22 protein-coding genes are annotated in these 21,434 nt (G+C 50.8%); 20 read left to right on the plus strand and 2 right to left on the minus strand.

The genetic code is table 11. The annotated features are described in order from the left end of the window. Positions 1-20: 20 nt before the first annotated feature. Genes QZ105_RS00225 through QZ105_RS00270 form a run of 10 tightly spaced genes read left to right on the plus strand, consistent with a single transcriptional unit; the run spans position 21 to position 9,790 of the window. Positions 21-446, plus strand: a complete 426-nt coding sequence (locus tag QZ105_RS00225; protein ID WP_293727834.1) for a SoxR reducing system RseC family protein — start codon at positions 21-23, stop codon at positions 444-446. Positions 447-460: 14 nt separating this feature from the next. Further along, positions 461-1,036: a nucleoside triphosphate pyrophosphatase gene (locus tag QZ105_RS00230; protein ID WP_293727835.1), complete on the plus strand. Its 576-nt coding sequence runs from the start codon at positions 461-463 to the stop codon at positions 1,034-1,036. After that, on the plus strand, positions 1,029-1,793 hold the full coding sequence (radC, locus tag QZ105_RS00235) for a DNA repair protein RadC (protein WP_293727836.1): 765 nt from the start codon (positions 1,029-1,031) through the stop codon (positions 1,791-1,793). Before QZ105_RS00230 ends, radC begins: the two co-directional genes overlap by 8 nt. Positions 1,794-1,807: 14 nt before the next feature. Further along, the gene (locus tag QZ105_RS00240) at positions 1,808-2,851 is read left to right on the plus strand and encodes a rod shape-determining protein (protein ID WP_293727837.1); all 1,044 of its coding nucleotides are present in this window, start codon (positions 1,808-1,810) and stop codon (positions 2,849-2,851) included. 14 nt (positions 2,852-2,865) lie between these two features. Next, positions 2,866-3,723 (plus strand): rod shape-determining protein MreC, encoded by an 858-nt coding sequence (gene mreC, locus QZ105_RS00245; protein ID WP_293727838.1) that lies wholly within the window; start codon positions 2,866-2,868, stop codon positions 3,721-3,723. Then, entirely contained in the window at positions 3,720-4,220 is a 501-nt protein-coding gene (gene mreD / locus QZ105_RS00250; protein ID WP_293727839.1) for a rod shape-determining protein MreD, read from the plus strand. The genes mreC and mreD overlap by 4 nt, the downstream gene beginning before the upstream one ends. Before the next feature lie 28 nt (positions 4,221-4,248). Next, positions 4,249-6,087: a penicillin-binding protein 2 gene (mrdA, locus tag QZ105_RS00255; RefSeq protein ID WP_293727840.1), complete on the plus strand. Its 1,839-nt coding sequence runs from the start codon at positions 4,249-4,251 to the stop codon at positions 6,085-6,087. A 15-nt stretch (positions 6,088-6,102) separates the two neighbouring features. Next, the gene (gene rodA / locus QZ105_RS00260; protein WP_293727841.1) at positions 6,103-7,209 is read left to right on the plus strand and encodes a rod shape-determining protein RodA; all 1,107 of its coding nucleotides are present in this window, start codon (positions 6,103-6,105) and stop codon (positions 7,207-7,209) included. Positions 7,210-7,217: 8 nt separating this feature from the next. Next, positions 7,218-9,086, plus strand: a complete 1,869-nt coding sequence (locus QZ105_RS00265) for a TIGR03960 family B12-binding radical SAM protein (RefSeq protein WP_293727842.1) — start codon at positions 7,218-7,220, stop codon at positions 9,084-9,086. After that, positions 9,083-9,790 carry a TIGR03936 family radical SAM-associated protein gene (locus QZ105_RS00270; protein WP_293727843.1) on the plus strand — a complete coding sequence of 236 codons (708 nt, stop codon included), beginning with the start codon at positions 9,083-9,085 and terminating at the stop codon, positions 9,788-9,790. The genes QZ105_RS00265 and QZ105_RS00270 overlap by 4 nt, the downstream gene beginning before the upstream one ends. 106 nt (positions 9,791-9,896) lie before the next feature. Here the strand turns inward: QZ105_RS00270 and QZ105_RS00275 are convergent, their stop codons facing one another. Further along, a complete protein-coding gene (locus QZ105_RS00275; protein WP_293727844.1) occupies positions 9,897-10,679 on the minus strand; it encodes a MerR family transcriptional regulator in 783 nt (260 codons plus the stop codon). Here QZ105_RS00275 and QZ105_RS00280 point away from each other — a divergent pair. From QZ105_RS00280 to QZ105_RS00300, 5 genes are all read left to right on the plus strand, one after another. After that, complete coding sequence (locus QZ105_RS00280) at positions 10,678-11,385, plus strand: 4Fe-4S binding protein (protein WP_293727845.1); 708 nt, start codon at positions 10,678-10,680, stop codon at positions 11,383-11,385. The two genes, QZ105_RS00275 and QZ105_RS00280, sit on opposite strands and share 2 nt — an antisense overlap. Beyond that, positions 11,372-11,569 carry a hypothetical protein gene (locus QZ105_RS00285; RefSeq protein WP_293727846.1) on the plus strand — a complete coding sequence of 66 codons (198 nt, stop codon included), beginning with the start codon at positions 11,372-11,374 and terminating at the stop codon, positions 11,567-11,569. Before QZ105_RS00280 ends, QZ105_RS00285 begins: the two co-directional genes overlap by 14 nt. Continuing rightward, positions 11,562-12,068 (plus strand): hypothetical protein, encoded by a 507-nt coding sequence (locus QZ105_RS00290; RefSeq protein ID WP_293727847.1) that lies wholly within the window; start codon positions 11,562-11,564, stop codon positions 12,066-12,068. The genes QZ105_RS00285 and QZ105_RS00290 overlap by 8 nt, the downstream gene beginning before the upstream one ends. Positions 12,069-12,149: 81 nt before the next feature. Next, a complete protein-coding gene (locus QZ105_RS00295) occupies positions 12,150-12,503 on the plus strand; it encodes a CGGC domain-containing protein (RefSeq protein ID WP_293727848.1) in 354 nt (117 codons plus the stop codon). 195 nt (positions 12,504-12,698) lie between these two features. Beyond that, positions 12,699-13,913, plus strand: a complete 1,215-nt coding sequence (locus QZ105_RS00300; RefSeq protein ID WP_293727849.1) for an ATP-binding protein — start codon at positions 12,699-12,701, stop codon at positions 13,911-13,913. Between the two features lie 67 nt (positions 13,914-13,980). On the opposite strand, the gene QZ105_RS00305 is transcribed toward QZ105_RS00300, so the two are convergent. After that, a complete protein-coding gene (locus QZ105_RS00305) occupies positions 13,981-14,745 on the minus strand; it encodes a hypothetical protein (RefSeq protein ID WP_293727850.1) in 765 nt (254 codons plus the stop codon). Positions 14,746-15,535: 790 nt separating this feature from the next. On the opposite strand from QZ105_RS00305, the gene QZ105_RS00310 reads away from it, so the two are divergent. From QZ105_RS00310 to QZ105_RS00330, 5 genes are all read left to right on the plus strand, one after another. Next, complete coding sequence (locus QZ105_RS00310) at positions 15,536-15,937, plus strand: hypothetical protein (protein WP_293727851.1); 402 nt, start codon at positions 15,536-15,538, stop codon at positions 15,935-15,937. Between the two features lie 66 nt (positions 15,938-16,003). Continuing rightward, positions 16,004-18,415 (plus strand): TonB-dependent receptor, encoded by a 2,412-nt coding sequence (locus QZ105_RS00315; RefSeq protein ID WP_293727852.1) that lies wholly within the window; start codon positions 16,004-16,006, stop codon positions 18,413-18,415. Positions 18,416-18,531: 116 nt separating this feature from the next. Continuing rightward, positions 18,532-19,575, plus strand: coding sequence for an ABC transporter substrate-binding protein (locus QZ105_RS00320; RefSeq protein WP_293727853.1), 1,044 nt, complete (start codon positions 18,532-18,534; stop codon positions 19,573-19,575). 5 nt (positions 19,576-19,580) lie between these two features. Further along, positions 19,581-20,636, plus strand: a complete 1,056-nt coding sequence (locus tag QZ105_RS00325; RefSeq protein ID WP_293727854.1) for an iron ABC transporter permease — start codon at positions 19,581-19,583, stop codon at positions 20,634-20,636. Between the two features lies 1 nt (position 20,637). Continuing rightward, positions 20,638-21,414, plus strand: coding sequence for an ABC transporter ATP-binding protein (locus QZ105_RS00330; protein WP_293727855.1), 777 nt, complete (start codon positions 20,638-20,640; stop codon positions 21,412-21,414). Positions 21,415-21,434: the final 20 nt, after the last annotated feature.

Below are 21,434 nucleotides of genomic sequence, written 5' to 3' on the forward strand. Positions count from 1 at the left end.
AAAGGAAGGGTTTGTAGCGCATGACTGAAATTAGAGGTATAGTTGTAAAGAAGCACGGCGAAAGAGCCGAGGTCAAGGTTGATAAAACGGAAAGCGAGCTTACGGGCCTGCCTAAGTACCTTGATTGCTGGAATCCCGTGGGCGCCAAGGCAGGGGATATCGTTGGCGCCGAATATCGCGATATGGACGAAACCAAGGCTAAGCTGATTATGTACGGTCTGCCTCTTGGCGGCGTGCTGGCCGGCGTGGCTTTTGGCAATAGCCTGGCGACCTTTTTCCATATGGATAAGCTGCCCTTTATTGCCGGCGGCGTGGTGCTGTGGCTGATAGTAACCGTAAGCTACGCCCGCATTTTCCGACGCGACGCTGTGCGTCAGGGACGGCAGCCTGTAATTTTTGAAATTCAGGCCGAGGAAATGGTTATCGATATGAGCAGGAAGAGCTAGAACGGAGCGTAATGATGCAGGTGGTTTTAGCTTCGGCTTCACCGCGCAGGCTGGCCTTGCTGGAGCAGGTCGGCGTCCGCGTGCAGGTTTGCCCCGCAGATTTTGCGGAGGCTGACGGCAAAGCGGCGGAGGCGCGGCATGTGGCCGTGAATAATGCCCGCGGCAAATGCCGTGCGGTGGCGGCGGCGCAGGGGGACGCTGTTCCCGTGGTCGCAGCGGATACGATAGTCGTTATCGACGAGGATATTTTGGGCAACCCTGCCGATGCTGCGGCAGCGGAGGCTATGCTGAACCGTTTATCCGGTCGCAGCCATACGGTGATTACCGGCGTGGCGGTGCGTTACCGCGGACGGGAGCTGTATAAAGACTGCGCTACCAGCGTGCTTTTCCGCAGGCTGAGCGCACAGGAAATCCGGGAGTATGTCGCTACGGGCGAGCCTCTGGATAAAGCGGGCGCTTATGGTATTCAGGGCAGGGGCGCGCTGCTGGTAGAAAAAATCGACGGCTGCTACAATAATGTAGTAGGACTGCCCTTGACCATGCTGTACGAAATGTTTAAGGAATTGGGAGCCGACATGACTGGTGATTAAAAACTGCGGAGGCAGGGCCTGCCGTTTACGCGGCAGTAATGATTTCAGCAGTATCGACAATATTAACAACAAAAAAACGATTAAAGAGATACCCTTGGAGGACAGGCCGCGGGAGAAAATGCTTCTGCGCGGCGTGGAGGCGCTGACCGACGCGGAGCTGGTGGCAGTTTTGCTGCGAACGGGCACGGCGGACAAATCGGCTTTGGCCCTGGCGGGCGAGCTGACGGCTGACGGCGGCTTGTACCGGCGTTTGGCGGGAATTCGGGATATCAACGAGCTTATGCAAATAAGGGGCCTGGGGCAGGCCAAGGCAGCTACTGTGCTGGCGGCTCTGGAGCTTGGCAGGCGCATTGCGTCCGCCCGCCCTTTAGATAAAATTCATTTCAGCGGGCCGCAGGACTGCGCAGCGTTTTTAATGCCGCGTCTGCGCTACGCTAAAAAAGAACAGTTTATAGTGGTTTTATTGAACAGCAGAAATAAAGTAATAGGTACGCAGCTGGTGTCCGAAGGGACGCTGGATAACGCGCCGGTGCATCCGCGGGAGGTTTTTCAGCCGGCAATTTTGCAGGGAGCGGCGGCCATAGTGGCGGCGCACAACCATCCGTCGGGCGAACCGCGCCCCAGCCGCGAGGACCGCGAGCTGACGCAGCTTTTGGCAGCGGCAGGGCGGACGCTGGGCATTCCGCTTTTGGACCATGTGATTATCGGCGACGGCACCTATTACAGCTTTCAGGAAGAAGGAGCCTTAGAGGCGTAGGAGGACAGGCAAGCATGAAATTTACGTTCCCTAATTTTAGCATTTTTAATAATATGTCCGACGATATGGGTATAGATTTGGGTACGGCCAATACGCTGGTACACTGCAAGGACAAGGGCATCATTATCCGTGAGCCTTCGGTAGTGGCTGTGGAAAAGGATACTAACGAGGTGCTGGCTATCGGCGCGGAGGCCAAGCGCATGATCGGCCGCACGCCGGGCAATATCGTGGCTATTCGTCCCATGAAGGACGGCGTAATCGCCGATTACGAAATTACCCAGTCCATGCTGAAATATTTTATTAAGCAGGCTATGGGCAACCGTACTTTTGTGCGCCCACGTATTCTGGTAGGCGTGCCCTCCGGCGTTACGGAGGTGGAAAAACGCGCCGTTATCGACGCGACCATTGAGGCCGGCGCCCGCGAGGCTTATCTTATCGAGGAGCCGATGGCTGCGGCTATCGGCGCAGGCATGCCCGTGCAGGAGGCTACCGGCAGCATGGTGGTTGATATTGGCGGTGGCACCTGCGAGGTGGCGGTCATTTCTTTGGGCGGCATCGTAGTCAGCAAAAGCGTGCGCTGCGGCGGCGACGCTATCGACAGCGCAATCGTGCGTTATATCCGCAAAGCCTTTAATATGCTGATTGGTGAACGCACGGCGGAAAATATTAAAATTGAAATCGGCACCGCCATGCCGGTGGAAAACCCTGCGGTTATGGAAGTACGTGGGCGCGATTTGCTCAGCGGCCTGCCGAAAAACATCGAGGTCAACGCCAACCATATCTGCGAGGCGGTGGACGAGCCCGTGAGCATGATTGTGGACGCTGTGCGCAATACCTTGGAACGTACGCCGCCGGAATTGAGCGCCGATATTATGGACCGCGGCATTGTGATGACCGGCGGCAGCTCCATGCTGCGCAATCTGGATCGGCTGATTTCGCAGGAAACAGGCATGCCCGTATTCGTTTCCGACGAAGCGCTGAACTGCGTGGCTTTGGGAACGGGCATCGCCGTGGAAAATATCGATGTTTACCGTAAGGGCTTTATGACTTCTAAATAAACAGGTGCAGCAGCATGAGTAAAAAATTTATGCTGGGCGTGCTGGCGGTTTTCGTCCTGCTGTCGCTTCTGGCGATGGCCGTGGCGGGAAGAAGCCGCTTCCCTCTGGTCAACAGCGTCGTAGCGGCGGTGGTGCTGCCGGCGGAAAGCGGGCTGAACAGTATCGGCAACGCGGGCAACAGCCTGCGGGGCTACTGGAAAGCGCTGACAGTAATGCAAAGTGAAAATGCACAATTAAAAGAGGATAATATTCAGCTGCGCAATGCTAATATTCGGATGGCGTCTATTTACGCCGAAAATTTGCAGCTGCGGGCGCTGCTGGATTATAAGGAGCAGCACCAAAGCCAAACGGTGGTAGCGGCGAAGATTATTTCCCGTAATTACGGCGATTTGCGCGACTGCATGTATATCGACGCCGGGGCGGACAAGGGCCTGCGGCGGGAAATGGCTGTGGTCAACGGCGGCCTGGTAGGCGTAGTGGACGAGGTTTACGACGATTATGCCCGCGTACTGCTGCTCAATTCGCCGCGCTTTAAGGTGGGCGCTCGCGTGCTGCGTGCCGGGTCCCGTGCTGTGGGCGTTATTGGCGGCAAAACGGCCTTTGGCGATACGCTGCTTTTAGAGCATATTTTTCGTGAGGCCGATATCCGGCAGGGCGACGTTATCGTGACCAGCGGCTACAGCGGCAGCCATCCGGCGGATATCCTGATTGGTACGGTGACGGCTACCCGTATGGACAGCGTGGGCCTGCTGCAGGAGGCCGAGGTGCATGCCGCCGCCGATATAGCGGATGTGGAGCATGTTTTGGTAATTACGGCTTTTACGCCGGTGAAAAAAATTGAATTGGAAACGCAGGGAGGACAGGCACAATGAGGAGACTGATTTGGCCCGTCCTGTTTCTGCTTTTATTGCTGGTACAGGGAGCGGCCTCCGTATTCTATACCGGGTGGCTGGCCTGCGATTTGCCGCTGCTGGTGCTGTATGCCTTCGCTATGGTGCGCGGCGAATATTTCGGCATGGCGGCGGGGCTGGGCGTGGGCCTGCTGCAGGACGCTATGACCGTGGGAATTTTCGGCTATCATATGCTGACACGGGCGGCGCTGGGATTTTTGGTCGGCCTGACTAAGGAAAAGGTAGTCAAGGACAACGCGGCCTTTCACATGACGGCCATTGCGCTGTGCAGCGCGTGTGTGCGCTTTTGCTACTGGTGGCTGGAGCTGGTGCGCAGCGGCGGCCGCTGGGGCATTTTTTTTGATTATGCTGTAGACAGCCTAGGCTATATTCTGGGCAATATGCTTTTGGTAGCGCCGGTGGTGCTGCTGGTAAAGCGCGTTTACGAGTGGATAAAAGAGGAAGATATTTCCTACTGATAAAGCGGCGTGAAAGGAGGCGCAGGGCGTGCTTAATAAAAATCAAACAATAAGATTGCAGACGATGCTGGCTCTGTGCCTGCTGCTGTTTGCCGTGCTGCTGGGGCGTATGGTGTATTTGCAGCTGTGGCGCGGCGATTATTATTCCAAGCAGTCGGACGGCAACCGCCTGCGTCAGTCCAAAATTATCGCTCCCCGCGGCATCATTTACGATAAGGATGGGCATGAGCTGGTCAACAATCTGCCGGGCTATGCGGTGGTGCTGCAGAAGCAGGCCGATTACAAGCCGGAAACCTTGCAGCGTTTGAGCGCTCTTTTGGATATTCCCGTAGAAAAGATTGAGGAAAAAATCAAGGACAGCGCTAATTATTACGAGCCCATTATGCTTAAAAATAATTTGTCGCCGGAAATGGTAACGCGCATCGAGGAGCAGCGGCGCTATATGCCGGAGGTTATGCTGTCGGTGCAGCCCATCCGTACCTATCCTTATCACGAGCTGGCGGTACACGCTTTAGGCTATGTGGGCGAGGTCAGTCCCTACGAGATTGAGCACGGGCTGTTTAAAAACGTAACCCAGGGCAGCATCGTGGGTAAGACGGGGCTGGAAATGAGCTATGATAAATACCTGCGCGGCGAAGACGGAGCCTTTATGGAGGAGGTGGACGTTGCCGGCAGCGTGGTAAAGCATTATGATTCCGTGCAGCCTGTGCCTGGCAAAAACCTGCGCCTGACGCTGGATTACCGTTTGCAGAAGGCGCTGGAGGATTTTACGGATAAGCATTTGGCCTACTTGCGCAGCAGCGGTATTGCCTCCGGCGCCCGCGCTGCCGCCGTAGTGGCGCTGGACCCCCGCAGCGGCGCAGTCCGGGCCATGGTCAGCCGTCCGGGGTACGACCCCAACCTTTTTGTACATGGTATTTCCTCCAAGGATTGGAATAAAATTAACAATGACGAAAGCTATCCGCTGAATAATAAGGTTATTAGCGGCGAATATCCGCCCGGTTCTACCTTTAAGATAGTTACGGGCAGCGCCGCCTTTGAGCTGAATAAGGTGCGGCTGGACGAGCCCATTTATGACGGCGGCTTTCATCCTTTAGTACCTACCATGGGCAACGCCGGCGGCGAGGTGCTGGGCTGGCTGACCTTCATCAAGGCGCTGGCCATGAGCGATAACGTGTATTTTTATGAGCTGGGCTATCGCGTGGGCATCGATAATATTGCTAAGTATGCCCGCATTTATGGCTTTGGTCAGCCTACGGGCATAGATTTGGAGGGCGAAAGCAAGGGCCTGGTGGCCTCCAAGCAGGTAAAGCGCGATATTTGGGACGAGGACTGGCGCTTGGGCGACACCTTCAACGCCGCCATCGGCCAGGGCTTTAACCTGACGACGCCGATTCAGCTGGCGGTAATGCTGGGTATTGTCGCTAACGGCGGCATGAAGTACCAGCCCTATCTGGTGGACAGCATTACTAATCCCGACGGCAGTATGTTTGCCAAGCCTAAGAGGGCTGAGGGCAAGCATATCGACGTTTCCCAGCAGACAATCGACTATATGCGTATGGGCATGAGCGCGACCACGCAGGAGGGCGGCACGGCTTCTTATTTCAGCAGGCTGCCCAAGCCTATCGCCGGCAAAACCGGTACGGCAGAAAATTCACATGGACGCGACCACGGCTTGTTCGTTGCCTACGGTCCTGTGGACGACCCGGAGCTGGTTGTGGTCTGCATTGTGGAGCAGGGCGGCTTCGGCTCGACGGCTGCCGGCCCCATAGTTTATAAAGCCTTTGAGGAATTCTTCAAGGAACGCGGCTGGATGCCCGAAGACCCGCCGGAGCAGGCGGACGGCGTCCGGCAGGCGCAGCAGTAGGGAGGGAGCGGTGTTATGGACGTTAAGCGTATCCTGAAAAATCTGGATTGGTGGCTCGTCGCTGCCGTAGTCCTGCTGTTGGGCTGTGGCCTGGGGCTTATAGACAGCGCCACCCATTCCTTTGCCGTAAGCACGGGCAAGGCCTGGCATGTGCAGCGCCAAAGCATGTTTATGGCCTTTGGCCTGCTGCTGGTTACGGCTTCCTTTGCCTTTGACTACCGGATGCTGAAGAATTATGCCAGCAGGCTGTACATTTTTAATGTAGTGCTGCTGATAGCCGTTATGCTGTTCGGCCATAGCCAGCTGGGAGCGCAGCGCTGGATACAAATTGGTTCGCTTTCCTTTCAGCCCAGCGAATTTGCCAAGGTCTTTTTAATCATCTGTCTGGCAACCTTTATGGATAAGCGCATTGAATGGCTGGAAAATTTTAAGGATTATCTTCCGGTGTTCGCTTATATTTTTGTGCCCTTCATTTTGGTTATGCGCCAGCCGGATTTAGGTACTTCGCTGACCTTCATCGCTATTTTAGTCGGCATGATTTTTGTCAGCGGCTTTAAATATAAATGGTTCTTTCGCCTGGGTGTGCTTTTTGTGGCGCTGCTGCCGGTATTCTGGCTGATTTTGAAGGATTACCAGAAGAACCGTATCCGCGTTTTTTTGAATCCGGAGCTGGACCCCTTCGGCAGCGGCTATCACGTTATTCAGTCTAAAATCGCCATCGGCAGCGGCGGCCTTTTGGGCAAGGGCTGGCTGGCGGGCACGCAAAGCCAGCTGAACTTTCTGCCGGAAAACCATACGGACTTTATTTTTGCCGTAGCCGGTGAGGAATTTGGCTTTATCGGTACGGCGTTCATCATCATTTTATATGCCATCATCATTTGGCGCGGCATCGCTATCGCCCTGGACGCCGACGATAATTTCGGCACGCTGCTGGCGGTGGGCGTAACCAGTATGTTCATGTTCCATGTGATGGTCAACATTGGCATGACCGCCGGTATTATGCCGGTAACGGGCGTACCCCTGCCCTTTTTAAGTTATGGCGTCAGCTCGCTGACGACTAATCTGATGCTGGTGGCCTTGCTGCTGAATATTAAGGTGCGCAAGCAGAACCTGCAATTTTAGGAGGATTTATGGAGAAGGATTTGACCATTGATATATTAAGCAGCGTGCAGAAGCCTGCGCGTTACACCGGCGGCGAATTTGGCAGCATTATCAAGCCGCAGGCGGAGGTAGAGGCAACCATCGCGCTGGCCTTTCCCGACGTCTACGAGGTGGGCATGAGCTATTTGGGCTTTAAAATCTTGTACCATCTGCTCAACCGGCAGCAGGGTGTGCAGGCCGAGCGTGTTTACGCTCCCTGGATAGATATGGAAGCCAAAATGCGGGAGCGCGGCATTCCCCTGCGCACGCTGGAAACAAAAAAAGCTTTGAGCCAGTGCGATATTGTGGGCTTTACCCTGCAATACGAGCTGAGTTATAGTAATATTTTAAATATGTTGGACTTAGGCGGCGTGCCCTTGCTGACCCAGGAGCGCGGCGAAAACGACCCCTTCGTTATCGTGGGCGGCCCCTGCGTGTATAACCCGGAGCCCTTGGCGGATTTCTTCGACTTTGCCATTATCGGCGAGGGCGAGGAGGTTATGCACGAGGTTATGGCTTGCTATATGGAGTGGAAAAGAAACGGCCGCAGTGGCGGACGCATGGGCTTTTTGCGCCGGGTCGTGCAGCTTGACGGTATCTATGTGCCGAGCTTCTATCAGCCGTTGTACAACGAGGACATGACGCTGAAGGAAGTAGTGCCCTTGGCGGAAAACGTGCCGCCCGTGGTGTATAAGCGGGTGGTTAAGGATATGAATACGGTGGATTTCCCAACTGCGCCTATCGTGCCTTTTGGTGAAATTGTCCATGACCGCATTATGCTGGAGGTCTTTCGCGGCTGCAGCCGCGCCTGCCGTTTCTGCCATGCGGGTATGGTGTACCGTCCGGTGCGCGAGCGCAAGCCGGAGGTTTTGCAGGATTTGGCGCGTAAGCTGGTGGATAATACGGGCTATAACGAAATCAGCCTGGTGTCCCTGTCCAGCGCCGATTATTCCTGCCTGGCGCCCATGGTACACAGCATGATTGAAGAATTTAAGGACGAGCGGGTCAGCGTATCCCTGCCGTCCCTGCGCATCGACAGCTTCTGCGTGGCCATCGCCAAGGAGGTGCAGGCCGTGCGCAAGAGCGGCCTGACCTTTGCGCCCGAAGCAGGCAGTCAAAAGATGCGCGACGTTATCAATAAGGGCGTCACGGAGGAGGACTTGATGAACGCTGTGGGCGCGGCCTTTGAATCGGGCTGGAACAGCGTCAAGCTGTACTTTATGATTGGCCTGCCCTATGAAACCGACGAGGACGTGCTGGCCATTGCCGATTTGGCGCGCAAGGTGCAGTATAAATACTATCAGGTTACGGGCAAGCGGGGCTGCAAGGTGACGGTGAGCGCTTCTTCCTTTGTCCCCAAGCCTTACACAGCTTTTCAGTGGTTCGCGCAAAACGATTTGGAAACCATTCGCCGCAAGCAGTTCTTGCTGAAGGACGAAATCAAGAAGATCAAAAACGTGACGTTGAATTATCACGACGGCAAGACCGGCATCATCGAGGCTGTTTTTGCCCGCGGCGACCGGCGCGTAGGCAAGGCGCTGCTGCTGGCCTGGCAGAAGGGCGCGCGTTTCGACGGCTGGAGCGATTGCTTTTCCTATGAGCGTTGGTTGGAGGCCATCAGCGAGGCGGGGCTGGATAAGGACTTTTACGCTGCCCGCCAGCGTGGTGAAAATGAAGTGTTCCCCTGGGAGCATATTTCTCCGGGCGTGGCGCGCCGCTTTTTGTGGAACGAATGGCAGAAGGCCTATGCGCAGCAGCTGACCCACGACTGTCGGCGCAGCAGCTGCACCGGCTGCGGCGTGTGCCAAAAGCTGGGCGTAAAAATTATCGATTGGCAGAAGGAGGCGAAGGCAGAATGAAGCTGCGTATGCAAATAACCAAGGACCAGGAAATCCGCTTTATTTCCCATTTGGAATATGTGCGCACCATCGGGCGCGCCATTCGCCGCGCCAAGCTGCCTGCCGCTTATTCCGAGGGCTTTAATCCTCATTTGAAATTCAGCCTGGCCTCCGCTTTGGGCGTGGGCGTAGTCAGCTATACGGAATTTGTTGAAATCGAGTTAGCAGAGCCCATGGAGGTGCTGGCGGCAGCACAGGCTTTGGACGCTGCGCTGCCCCGGGGCATTCGCGTGCTGGCGGCGGACGCGGTGGATACCCATCATGCGGCGTTGATGAGCCAGGCGGCCGGAGCGGAGTACCGCGTGACGCTGCCTTGGGCTGCCGACATCAGCGAGGCGGCGGCAGACTTTAACGCCGCGCCGCAGCTGCTCTTTAAAAAGGCTGCGCCGAAAACGAAGGCCGGCTTTAAGGAAATCGACGTGAAGTTTTATATCCCCCATTTGACGGTGACTGTCGAAGGTGAAAATACGGTTTTTTCCTTTGACTGCAAAATTACGCCGACTGGCAGCATGAAGGCGGTGGATTTGCTGAACGCTTTAAACGAGCGGTATGCTTTGCAGCTGCCGGTGGAACTGGCTGATATCGAGCGCTTGCGTTTGTACCGCGTCGGCAAGAACGGGCAGCTGCTGCCTATGCTCAACGCCGACGCAGTAAAGCTGGCGTGAGGCGAAGCCAAAGCGTAAAGCAAGCGATAGGTACTTATAATAATTTAATAGGAAGTAAAAGCCGGAGGCTGATGATATGCGTCAGCTTCCGGCTTTTGTGCGCTTATTATTTTATCCTTACCTCCAAGCGGTAGGCGTATTCTTCGGTATTGGTGGTTGTCCAATAATTAAGCAGGCTGGTTACGTAAATGTCGGACAGCGCTTTTAAATCGTGCTGTTTGCAGTATTCGCCCAGCTGTTGCAAATATTTTTGGCTGTTATACATGTAAACGCCTTGAAAATATAATGTAAGATAAGTACCTGCGGGACGCAGGCGATAGGCGGCGTTGGGCAGGCATTCTTCTAATGGATAAAAATATTCTATGTTATGAAAGGTGGCCGTATCAAAAAGAGCTTTTTTATCTACGATGTAGCCAAATACATGCTGCTTGAAGGGCAGCTTATCGCGCAGAGATAAGAAAAGCTTTGCGGCGTGCAGCGAACGAGTTTTAAAATTATCCTGCGTTTTACAGCTTTTGGTAACGAAAAGATATTGCTCCGGGCATTGCTGTTCGGTGATAATGCCGTAGGGCAGCTGTTCCAGCGTTTGCAGCTTGTCTATATAATTATCCAGCTTTTGCTGAAGCTGCTGCAAACGCTTTATTTCCTGCGAGATAGCAAGCTGCTGCTTAACCAAAAGCTTACGGTAATTATCAGGCGAACGCTGGTTAAGATAGGCTTGAATATTCGTCAGCGGCACGTTTAGCTGGCGCAGAGTAACGACCAGCTCTAACAGGAAAAGCTGCGTACGTTTGTAATAGCGATAGCCGTTATCAAGGATTACCTCTGGCGTAATCAGCCCTAATTTATCGTAATAGAGCAGAGTTTTGCGCAGAATATGGCAGCCCATGTCGATTCATAGCCTGTGCTTCCGCATACCTATCGAGCATTTGTTGGATGGCAAATTCTTGCGGTTCAGCGCGGTAAGCGTGCTGGGAACGGTGATTTTACTTTTATCAGCCTGCCTTTTAGGGCCTGTGTTTTGCGGACGCTTGTGCCCGGCAGGAGCTTTTACGGAATATCTCAGCAGGCTGGTCCCCAGCCGTTGGCAAATAAGCTGGCGCAGGCATACGGAAATAGCGCCTGTTCGCTACGGTATGCTGGCAGGCTTTTGCTTAGTGCCTTTTTTCGACGGCGTTTTGGCTTGTGCGTATTGCAATTTCTTTGTGTTCGATTTACTGGCGAATTATTATACCCAAGGCTATTTTATTGCGTTAAATTCCAGCCTGCTGCTGACGGCAATTTTATGGCTGGGTGTTTTCGGTCTGTTTACTAAAGGCGGGCGGGGCTTCTGCAATTTTTTGTGCCCGGTGGGAGCGGCGCAAAGCCTGGCGTATGCTGTAAGCAGCAGGCTGCCTTTTGTGCGGCATATGCAGGTAAAGCGCCAGGATTGCATCGGCTGCGGCGAATGTGCGAAGCATTGCCCTATGGAGGCTGTTACTATGGAGCAGGGTAAGGCTGCAGTCTGCCTGCATAATTGCATTGTTTGCGGCGTTTGTCGGCATGTTTGTCCGGTGCAGGCTATAGGCTATGGGAGGCGCGATGATGAAAAATAGGGTGTTGACTTTTCTGCTGTCCATGGGGATTCCTGTTTCTGCTTTTAGCGCGCAGGGCGGCGGCTGTACCGGTATTTGCGGCAGCTGTCATTTGAGCTGCACGCCGGGCATTTTTGCGCTGCTGCTTTTGGGAGGCAAATATTTTTACGGCAGACTGAAGGGCGGTGTGCTGAAGCATGAATAGAATATGGTTAAGAAGAACAGGCCTTTTTGTATTTATGCTGGCAGTTATGTTCGGGCTGATGCTGCTGCGTGGAGAAAATGCCAACGAACGGGCGTATAAAGCTGCGCAGCTGGCGCCGGGAAAAACTATTTTCTGTACGGTGGATTTAGGAAGACAGGGATTTTTGAAATCGTGGCTGAATCCCAATATAGCTACCTTGTATTTGCGCTTGCGCGCCGACGACAGGGCGCAGCTTACTTGCGAAGGTACAGGCATGACGATGATGCTTTCCCAGGGAACGAAGAAGGGACTGTGGCCCAAACTGGAAAAGCATACGGTATTAAAAAAGGTGCGCGGCAGTATTCCGGTCAACGTGGAGCTTTATGTGGACAGGAAAGCTTTGCAGCAGTACCATGTAGCCAGCGGCAATATTTATTTTTATGAAGGGGAAAAATTATACAGCACTGTGGCTATAGAAGTGATTAATTCGCGGGCGAATAACACAAGAATCGAAAGGTAAAGCTTAATTTGCCATGTGGAATAAAAAGCTATATAATATTATATAGCAAAAATGCTGACATTTTATTTTTGGAGGAAAATTATGAAAAGAATAGCGATTTTACGTTGTTTACAGACTTCGGCGTCCTGCGCCGGGTCGGGCTGCCTGCGGGCGATGTTTGACCATGAAAAAAGCTTTGCGCAATACGGCGAGGAGGAGCTGCGGCTGACGGCTATGTGGACCTGTAACGGCTGCGGCGATTCCCTGCTGGGCAATCAGGAGGGCATCCGAAAAAAAATAGAGCGCATGAAGGCGCTGGAGCTGGACGCGCTGCATATCAGCAACTGCACCCATAAAAAGGATGCGGAGGGAGTAAAGCATTTATGCCCCAAAATTAAAGCTATCGTCGAGGAGCTGGAGGCAGCAGGCATTCAGATAGTGGACGGTACGCATTAAGGCGCAGGATAATTTATTGCCGGTTTACTGCTTAAGCGGAAATCTGGAATGAATTCCAAAAAAAATATTTTTTGACGAAAAATACGGAATAGAATCCAGAAAAATCTATTTTTGGAGAAAAATTGGGAATTGATTCCGGAAAAATTTGCGCTGGCTGCGCTTTTAGCGTATAATATACGCAAAGAGGTGAGCGATATGCAGTTGATTGAGCGGCAGGAATATTTAGCTTGGCTGGAACGGTGGCAAAGCAAACAGATTATTAAGGTAGTGTCCGGAGTCAGACGGTGCGGTAAATCTACCTTATTTGATTTATTCAGGCAGCATTTGCTGCGTCAGGGCGTTCGACCGGAGCAGATTCTTACAGTTAATTTTGAGGCCATCGAGTTTGAGCTTTTACGCGACTACCACCGGCTGTATACGTATATTTCAGAACGCTTGCAGGCTGGCAGCATGAACTATATTTTTCTGGACGAGGTGCAGCATTGCCGGGAATATCAAAAAGCAGTGGATAGTCTTTTTATAAAAGATAATTGTGATTTGTATTTGACCGGCTCCAACGCTTATTTTATGTCGGGCGAGCTGGCTACGGTGCTTTCCGGACGTTATGTGGAATTAAAAATGCTGCCATTGTCCTTTAAGGAATTTATTCAGGGGCTGCAAGGCGATTATGCGCAGCTGAGCAGGGGACAGCAATTCAATCTTTATTTGGAATATGGAGCGCTTCCTTTTATTACGCGGTATAATAGCTTTGGCAGCGACGCGAAAAACTATTTGCAGGATGTGTATAATACTATTATTCTTAACGATATTGTTCAGCGGTTGGGAGTTGCCGATGTGACGGCTCTGGGGAATATTGCGAAATTTATGGTGGATAATATCGGCAATAGGGTTTCCGTGAATAAAATTGCTAATACGCTGAAATCTGCGGGCAAGGGCGTGGACAGCAAAACTGTTGACAAATATTTGCAGGGCTATACGGACGCTTTATTTTTGTATAAAGCGCCGCGCTACAATATTAAGGGCAAGCAGCTGCTGACGACTTTGGGAAAATATTATGTAGTGGATTTGGGCTTGCGCAATCTGTTAGTGCGCAATAAAGCAAGCGACATAGGACATGTTTTGGAAAACGTGGTTTATTTGGAGCTGCTGCGGCGCGGTTATGAGGTATATGTAGGCGATTTGGAAAACAGCGAGGTGGACTTTATCGCCTGGAAGGATGGCAGAGCTGAATATTATCAGGTTTCTGCTACGGCGTTGGAGGAAAGCACCCTGCGGCGCGAGCTGGCGCCCTTTAAAAATATTCCGGACAATTATCCTAAATATTTACTGACTTTAGATGAAGTTTTTGGCGAAATGGATTACGCTGGCGTACAGAAGAAAAATCTTTTGTCCTGGCTTCTGCTATCTTAAATGAATAATGCGCAAATAAAAAACGGAGCTGCTTTGGTAGAGGCAGCTCCATTTTTCATCTTTTAGATTATTTCTTGGAATCGATTATTTCTGCTCCGTCAGCGGTAAAGCGCACGTTGGCTTTGGCTGGGAGGGTAATTATTTCGCCGTCGGCATTTTTCCAGCTGGCGGCTTCTTTAACAGTGCCGCCGGTAACATAGCCGTCAGTATCGAAGGTGATGGTGCGGCTGCCCTTAAATTCCAGAAAGCCTGCGTTAGCGGCATTCGTGCGGTTTTGCTGCCAGCCTAAGGGACGCAGGCGCGTATCGTCTGCCAGCGTGCCGCTGATAATATGGCCTTCGGCATCGAAGGTCAGGACTGTGTCCGCTTTGAAATCTACAAAGCCGTAACGGTCCTTTTGCAGGGCAACGGTAGTTTTTTCGTCAATAGTGCCGCTGAGGACGGTACCATCCTTGGCAAAATGGACAAGGCTGCCGCTTTTATAGCGCACATGGCCGTAGGTGGGAATGGCGATGCCGTAGCGCACGCCTACAGGCCGGAAGAAGCGCGGGAAGAAAACGCTGGAGGCCTGCACATAGCAGTAATCGTTGATGATGCTTTGCCAGCCGGTGGGACGCAGATAGGTGTCGCTGTTCAGTATGCCGCTGATGACTTCGCCGTCGTCATTGAGCAGCGCTTGCGTATCCTTTTTGAATTTTAAATCGTCGTCCGCTACGGTCCAGCCTTGCGGAACAAGCTTTTCCGCTTTATTCAGAGTGACGGTCTGCGCGCTGGCCAGCTGTGCGGCTAGGCAGGCGGCCAGAAAAACGGTAATTAAAGAAAGCTTTTTCATAAAAATCACCTCGCTTGTATAACGACGGCAATGCTTAAAAGGCTTGCCGTAATTTATTAAGCTTCTGATTTTCATTATAAGGTACAGATATTTAAAAGTCAAAAATAAATAAGAGATAATATCATTTGTTGCAGATTTTTTACAAATCCGCAGCGCGGAGAATAAGGCGAAGGGGTTCACGCAGTTTCTGGTAAAAATTTTTGTGAGTACTCGTATTTTTGTTAACCGGACATGCGGCTATTGACGTGATAGGTGTAAGGATATATTTGATTATTTATTGAAGAAGCGCATTTTAGTATGATTAAAATTGACGTTGTTGCAGCTAGTGTTTATGTTAAAGGCCGCCGTAAGGCAACCTTTTTGCTGATTTTTAAAATTAAAGATAGTTAGGTAACCAAAAAGGCTTTAAGGCGTTGCAGCAATGCAGCGTCTTTTTTGTTGATGATTTTTGGGGTGAGCGCAGACGCAACAAGGGAAAGACTATAAGTTACGCACTTTCTAACGCACGTTCCCCCGAAATGCGGCAGCATTTCAAATAAAATCCGCTTGAAGCGGATTTTAGGTTGACAGGGGGGGACAAGAGAGTATAATACAAGCAGAAATAAGTATCAATAAAGCTAATAACTCAAAACAAATAAAAGATAAATAAATTCAATAAAGCAAGTAAAAGAAAATTTCAGATGCTTTCCTGTGATGAATAAGCGAAACATGGACAGCGGATTCATCATTTGAAAATATTTTAGTTTTTCTCACAACACACTCTCACGAAATTTGAGGGAAAGGAGGAATCATGAAAAGAATTTATTTGGTGCTGGCGCTTTTATTGGCGCTGATGTGCCCAGCCTTTGCTTCCGCAGCGGAAGTTTCCGGCGATAAAATGATTTTGGACTGGACTACGTCCAAGGTGTGGGTATCCGGCGGCGACCTGTGCGTTACCGGCAGCTTTGTCAATAAGCGCAGCGATTTAACCATTACCAAATTAAACGAGTTTGTTATGCGCATCACCTTTACCGATAAGGATGGACAGCAGCGGCAATTTACCGGCAGCCCGGTGAAGCTGCCCTTGTGCAAAATAGCGGCCGGCGGTTCGCGCAAAATGAATTTTAATTTTGGTAAATTCGAGCATGATATCAACAACTGGGTAACGGCGCAGACATATACCTTTACGTATATTAACGGCGCGCGTTTTTGAAGCGAAACTAACGCGGCCTGTAGAAGCGCAGGCTGCGGCGTATGATGAAAGAAGATGTGTTTGAAAATGACTAAAAAACGTTTTACGGCGGCTGCCGCAATGATGATGGTTATGGGGCTGTGCGCCAATGCCAGCGCAGCTTTCGACGAACACTTAAACGATTATACTTTGGATACAATTGTAGTTGAAGCGGACGCCGCAAAAAATAAATTCGGCGACACTATTACCGAGCAATCCTATTACCGTACCGGCGGCGACGTAAAGGTAATTACCCGCGAGGAAATTGAAAAGCGTCATTATACCGATTTGACGGAAGCAATTAAGCGTATCCCCGGCGTTACCTTCCAAAACCCAGGCTATCGCGGCGGTGAATATGGTTATCAATTTTATAATAACGGAGTTTCTATTAACGGCGATACTCGCGTAATCATTTTGGTGGATGGACGACGTGTAGATAATGCTGCAAGTACAAGAGCCAGCGATAAATCTACTACCGGCACTAAATCTACAGGTGTAAATCTTGACCAAGTAACTAATATGGAAAATGTCGATAAGATTGAAGTTATCAAAGGGCCTGGCGCTTCTGTTTATGGTGCCGATGCTTTGGGTGGTGTAATCAATATTATTACCCGTAAGGGTGGGCAGCAGAATGTCGGCTCGATTGATTTGTCCACCGGGTCCTGGCATAAACATAAATATGCTATCAGCTACTCCGGCAGCGCAGGCAATGATAATTCCTGGCATTATTTCTTATCTGCCAATCGCGATATGTCCGGCGATACAAAATATAAAGATGGCATTGTAGGCGGTACCGGTACTTTGGGCGGTTCTAAGTGGAAAGAGGACGGCGTTAACTTCCGCTTGGATAAAGACTTTAATGATAAACAAAACTTGAAGGTTTGGTACAACTTTAAAGAAGGCAAGGACGGTTATCCTATTGCCGTACCTAATTTAAAATATTGGAATGAAAAAGACTGGAACGATATCATCTTTAAGGCTACTGTCGGACAGCTTGATGAGAATAATAAATTAGTGGGCGGTACTTTAAGCGGCGACGCTAAAAACCCAGGCTATCATAATTTATATGCATTAGACGGACAGGTTTACGGTTCGTTCAGTAAATTTAAAAACAACGATTGGGATATTCAATATACCTTTGATAAAGATAATGGTATGGAAAGCTTTATCCGCGTGTACGACCAAAATCATCGTTATTCCCACCGTGATAAATATCAGTGGTATGTCAACGGCAGAGGCGCTGCCGACGCTTATAACGCGGCGTTCCCGAATGGCGCAACGAACGAGCAATTATCACAGTGGATTAAAGATAATTTAGCTCCGTTCCCGGACGGCGACCAAGATAGGGTTAAGGAATGGCTGGAAAAAACGGGCGGCGCAGCGCAGGAACCTACTAGCTGGCATGAAGAAAAGAATCGCGGCGTACAATTACAATATGCTAAATCAGTCGGCGTGAACGATATTATCGCTAGCATAACTTATGATAAAGCAAAGAATTTCTCTAAACGCTATGATTCTTACGGTAAACTTACAAGTAGTCATGTCGACAGAAAAACGATTTTAGGTTATGTTCAGGATAAAATCCATATCAGCGATAAATGGGATTTAACGCCTGCTATTCGTTATTCTAAATATAGTTCTTTTGAAACTACAAATAGCGCCGGTACGACACAAGGCAAAGGCGATACGAATTTGATTACGCCGGTTATTAATACCCAATATATGTTTGATGATACCAGCAGCATGTATTTTGGCTGGACTAAAGTGTTCCGTCCTTTGAAAGAAGGCGACTATAATACAACAGACGGCGTATTTAAAACTCCCTTGGACGATGAAAAGGGCGACGCTTGGACGTTGGGCGTACGCAAGGATTTGACGGATAAAACCAGTGTAGCTGTACATTATGATTGGACTCGCATGAGCAGTGCTATTGCTACATTGCCCATTTTTGATACTTCTACTGGTAATATTACAAAGACTGCTGTTAATGCTAAGGAAGATAAAAAATCTTTTAATGTTACTTTGGATCATCAATTTGACGATCATTTTACCTTGAGCGCTTCTTATTCTCATATGAAGGATGAATGGAAGGCTAAGAACGGTTGGGTGCTTGATCCCAGCTGGGGTTATGCTAATGACAGCGATATTAATACTGCTATCAACAGCTTACGTCCGAAAAATCATTATTCCTTAAACCTTTCTTATGAAAATGGTAAATTGTATACGGGACTTTTGACTAACTGGTACACAGGCTGCAGCGATTACGCTTTCACTAATAACCGCTTCCTGGTTTTGGATTGGAACATCAACTATGAAATCACCAAAGATATGACTGTTTATGCTTTGGTAACTAATCTGACTAACGAAGCTTATGAAACATCCTATAATTCTTGGAACGGCGTTGGCAGTTCCGCAATGCCTGGCCGCTGCTGGATGGTTGGCGTAAAATACACCTTCTAATTTTAAATTTGCTAATCACTAACATCATTCTCCATTCACTTCACTTTAGTAGAGCGCTGCTGCTGGTTTTAGCAGCGGCGCTTTACTTCATTTTAAGATAAATATGAGGCCGATTTATGAATAAGCTGTTGATGGTAACGCTTCTATTGGCGGCAGCCTTGTCGCAGGGCTGCGCGAGAGATATTTTTACCCTGCCGGTGCAGGAAAATCAGGCGGCACTGGTGCGCTTTAACCGACCGGTTCATTATGATTACAATCCTGCCCACTATCCTTTGAGTATTGAAAATATAAATTCTCAAAATGAAATTGAGAAGATGACATACACCAAGCCGCCGGAAAGAGTGGTGGCCGTGTGGCAAAATTCCATTGAAACCCTGCTGGCTCTGGGCGTGGGAGACCGCATCATTGCCGGCAACGGCGTGCCTAGCCCCAGCTATTTTTTGCCGCAGTACCGGCAGCAGTATGGGCAAATACCTTATACCGGTTTGCAGCTGCTGGATTTGGAAACAACTATGATGCTGCAGCCGGATTTAATCGTAGGCTGGTATTCTACCTTTGGCCTGAAGGTGATCCGCAGCACGGATTTTTGGCATAAGCGCGGCGTGAATACCTATATCGCTAATAATTCTGTAGGCAGCCTGCGCTTTAAAACGCTGGAAAACGAGTACGACGATATTTTGAAGCTGGGCAAGATTTTTGACAAGAACGAGCGGGCTGCCGAGATAGTTAAGGCTATGCAGCGGGAGATAGGCTTCGCCGTGGAGCGGACGGCTCATTATCCAACTAAACCGCGGGCGCTCGTTATAGAATTTTTAGGCAAGGACGTTAATGTATATAACGAAAGAACCCTGGCGGGGAATATTGTCAACGCCCTGCACGGCGAACTGCTGGGACCGCAGGATCATAATATCGGCATCGAGCAGATTGTCGATTATGACCCGGACGTTATTTTTGTGATTATCACGGAATTTTATTACGGCCGGGAGCAGGAAATGGTGGGACGCCTGACGCAGCACAGCGCGTTGAGAAATTTGCGCTGCGTACAGAATAAGCGCGTGCTGCCGCTGCATCTGTACGGCGTATACAGTGCGGGCGTGCGGGCTTACGACGGTATTAAAACTATTTCGCGGGGGCTGTACCCTGAATTATACAAGGAGTGAGGCTTATGTTCAGCTTTTTAAAACGGCAGGGATATCTTTTCTTGTGCGCCGCGCTGCTGGGCGCTTTAGTAATCGCGTTGTTTTGGGCGCTGTCCATCGGCACGGTGAAGCTGCCCATGGATAGAATTTACGCCGCTGTGGTGCAGCAGCTTACGGGCGATCTGCCCATCGAGGCGGCGGGGCAGGGGCCTGTACACGATATAATCTGGCTGCTGCGGCTGCCCCGTCTCGTTCTGGCGGCCTTCGTAGGCATGGGGCTTTCCGTCTGCGGCGTAATTATGCAGGCCGTGGTTAAAAATCCGCTGGCCGACCCATATATTTTAGGCATTTCCTCCGGCGCGTCCCTGGGGGCGACGGCGGCAATTTTGCTGGGCATTGGCGTGGCCTGGGGCGAAAACTTTGTGGGCATTGCCGCCTTTATCGGCGCTTTTGCCATTTCTGTGGGCGTTTTGTTTATTTCTAATTTAGGCGGCCGCGCCAACGCTGTGAAGCTGCTGCTGGCCGGTATGGCGTTGAGCGCGGTGTGCGGCGCTTTTTCCAGCTTTATCGTGTATTTTGCCAATAATAAGGAAGGCATGCAGACCATCGCCTATTGGCTGATGGGCTCCTTTGCCGGGGCTAAGTGGGATACGCTGGCTGTGATTGGCCCGATAGTGGTAATATCGGTGCTGTTCTTCTGGAGCCAGAGCCGCATGCTGAACCTGATGCTTTTGGGCGACGAATCGGCTTTGACGCTGGGCACGGATTTGCATGTGTATCGGCAGGTTTACCTGCTGGTCAGCGCGCTTATCGTGGGCTTTGTGGTTTTTACTGCGGGCATGGTGGGCTTTGTGGGCCTGGTGGTACCCCATGTTATTCGCATGCTGGTAGGTACGGACCATAAAAAGCTGATACCGGTATCGGCTTTAACCGGCGCATTGTTTTTGGTAATAGCGGACGGCCTGTGCCGCGTTATCATTCCCAGAACGGAGCTGCCCATCGGTATTTTAATTTCGCTGATTGGCGCGCCCTGCTTCGTTTATTTAATGGTTAAGAAAACCTACGGTTTCGGAGGCAACTAAGATGGAAATATTAGCGGAAGCGGTTAAAATGGCCTTTGGCAGCAAGCAGATTCTCAAAGGAATCGACTTTACGCTGCGCAATAAAGAATTTGTAGGCATCATCGGCCCTAACGGCAGCGGCAAAAGCACCTTTTTGAAATGCGTGTACCGGGTGCAGCGGCCCTCGGCCGGCAGGATACGCTTTAACGGGCGCGATCTGGACGAGCTGAGCTACCGTGAATCGGCTTTGCAGCTGGCGGTGGTGGCGCAGCATAATGTGTACAGCTTTGATTTTTCTGTTTTAGAGGTGGTGCTCATGGGGCGTTCGCCCCATAAAAAGCTGCTGCAGCGGGATAATCTGGAGGATTACCGGATTGCGCGCAGGGCGCTGGCGGTGGTCGGGCTGGCGGATTTTGAGGAACGCAGCTTTGCTACGCTGAGCGGCGGCGAGCAGCAGCGGGTAATTTTGGCGCGGGCGCTGACCCAGCAGACGGAATGCCTGGTGCTGGACGAGCCCACTAATCATTTGGATATTAAGTATCAGCTGCAAATTATGGATATCGTCAAATCCTTGGATTTGACGGTTGTGGCGGCGGTACACGATTTGAATATCGCCGCTATGTACTGCGACCGCCTGGTGGCTATTAAGGAGGGGCAGGTCGTAGGCGTGGGCACGCCGCGCCAGCTGCTGACGGAGCAATTTATTTACGATATGTACGAGGTCAGAAGCAAGGTCAATGTTGACGAAGCGACAGGCAGAATCAATATTGTTTATCTGCCGCAGCATTGGCAGAGGTAAAATTACGGGAGGTATGTCTT

Origin of the sequence: uncultured Phascolarctobacterium sp., assembly GCF_905212365.1 — a bacterium.
Classification (GTDB): domain Bacteria; phylum Bacillota; class Negativicutes; order Acidaminococcales; family Acidaminococcaceae; genus Phascolarctobacterium_A.

What these genes read in the sequence shown, in the direction of transcription:
- QZ105_RS00280 (WP_293727845.1), top strand. Translation starts at nt 10,678, where the DNA reads ATGTCGATTCATAGCCTGTGCTTCCGCATACCTATCGAGCATTTGTTG.
- QZ105_RS00305 (WP_293727850.1), bottom strand. Translation starts at nt 14,745, where the DNA reads ATGAAAAAGCTTTCTTTAATTACCGTTTTTCTGGCCGCCTGCCTAGCC.
- QZ105_RS00285 (WP_293727846.1), top strand. Translation starts at nt 11,372, where the DNA reads ATGATGAAAAATAGGGTGTTGACTTTTCTGCTGTCCATGGGGATTCCT.
- QZ105_RS00290 (WP_293727847.1), top strand. Translation starts at nt 11,562, where the DNA reads ATGAATAGAATATGGTTAAGAAGAACAGGCCTTTTTGTATTTATGCTG.
- rodA (WP_293727841.1), top strand. Translation starts at nt 6,103, where the DNA reads ATGGACGTTAAGCGTATCCTGAAAAATCTGGATTGGTGGCTCGTCGCT.
- QZ105_RS00240 (WP_293727837.1), top strand. Translation starts at nt 1,808, where the DNA reads ATGAAATTTACGTTCCCTAATTTTAGCATTTTTAATAATATGTCCGAC.
- QZ105_RS00320 (WP_293727853.1), top strand. Translation starts at nt 18,532, where the DNA reads ATGAATAAGCTGTTGATGGTAACGCTTCTATTGGCGGCAGCCTTGTCG.
- QZ105_RS00225 (WP_293727834.1), top strand. Translation starts at nt 21, where the DNA reads ATGACTGAAATTAGAGGTATAGTTGTAAAGAAGCACGGCGAAAGAGCC.
- QZ105_RS00330 (WP_293727855.1), top strand. Translation starts at nt 20,638, where the DNA reads ATGGAAATATTAGCGGAAGCGGTTAAAATGGCCTTTGGCAGCAAGCAG.
- QZ105_RS00295 (WP_293727848.1), top strand. Translation starts at nt 12,150, where the DNA reads ATGAAAAGAATAGCGATTTTACGTTGTTTACAGACTTCGGCGTCCTGC.
- mreD (WP_293727839.1), top strand. Translation starts at nt 3,720, where the DNA reads ATGAGGAGACTGATTTGGCCCGTCCTGTTTCTGCTTTTATTGCTGGTA.
- mreC (WP_293727838.1), top strand. Translation starts at nt 2,866, where the DNA reads ATGAGTAAAAAATTTATGCTGGGCGTGCTGGCGGTTTTCGTCCTGCTG.
- QZ105_RS00310 (WP_293727851.1), top strand. Translation starts at nt 15,536, where the DNA reads ATGAAAAGAATTTATTTGGTGCTGGCGCTTTTATTGGCGCTGATGTGC.
- QZ105_RS00265 (WP_293727842.1), top strand. Translation starts at nt 7,218, where the DNA reads ATGGAGAAGGATTTGACCATTGATATATTAAGCAGCGTGCAGAAGCCT.
- QZ105_RS00230 (WP_293727835.1), top strand. Translation starts at nt 461, where the DNA reads ATGCAGGTGGTTTTAGCTTCGGCTTCACCGCGCAGGCTGGCCTTGCTG.
- QZ105_RS00325 (WP_293727854.1), top strand. Translation starts at nt 19,581, where the DNA reads ATGTTCAGCTTTTTAAAACGGCAGGGATATCTTTTCTTGTGCGCCGCG.
- QZ105_RS00270 (WP_293727843.1), top strand. Translation starts at nt 9,083, where the DNA reads ATGAAGCTGCGTATGCAAATAACCAAGGACCAGGAAATCCGCTTTATT.
- QZ105_RS00300 (WP_293727849.1), top strand. Translation starts at nt 12,699, where the DNA reads ATGCAGTTGATTGAGCGGCAGGAATATTTAGCTTGGCTGGAACGGTGG.
- QZ105_RS00275 (WP_293727844.1), bottom strand. Translation starts at nt 10,679, where the DNA reads ATGGGCTGCCATATTCTGCGCAAAACTCTGCTCTATTACGATAAATTA.
- QZ105_RS00315 (WP_293727852.1), top strand. Translation starts at nt 16,004, where the DNA reads ATGACTAAAAAACGTTTTACGGCGGCTGCCGCAATGATGATGGTTATG.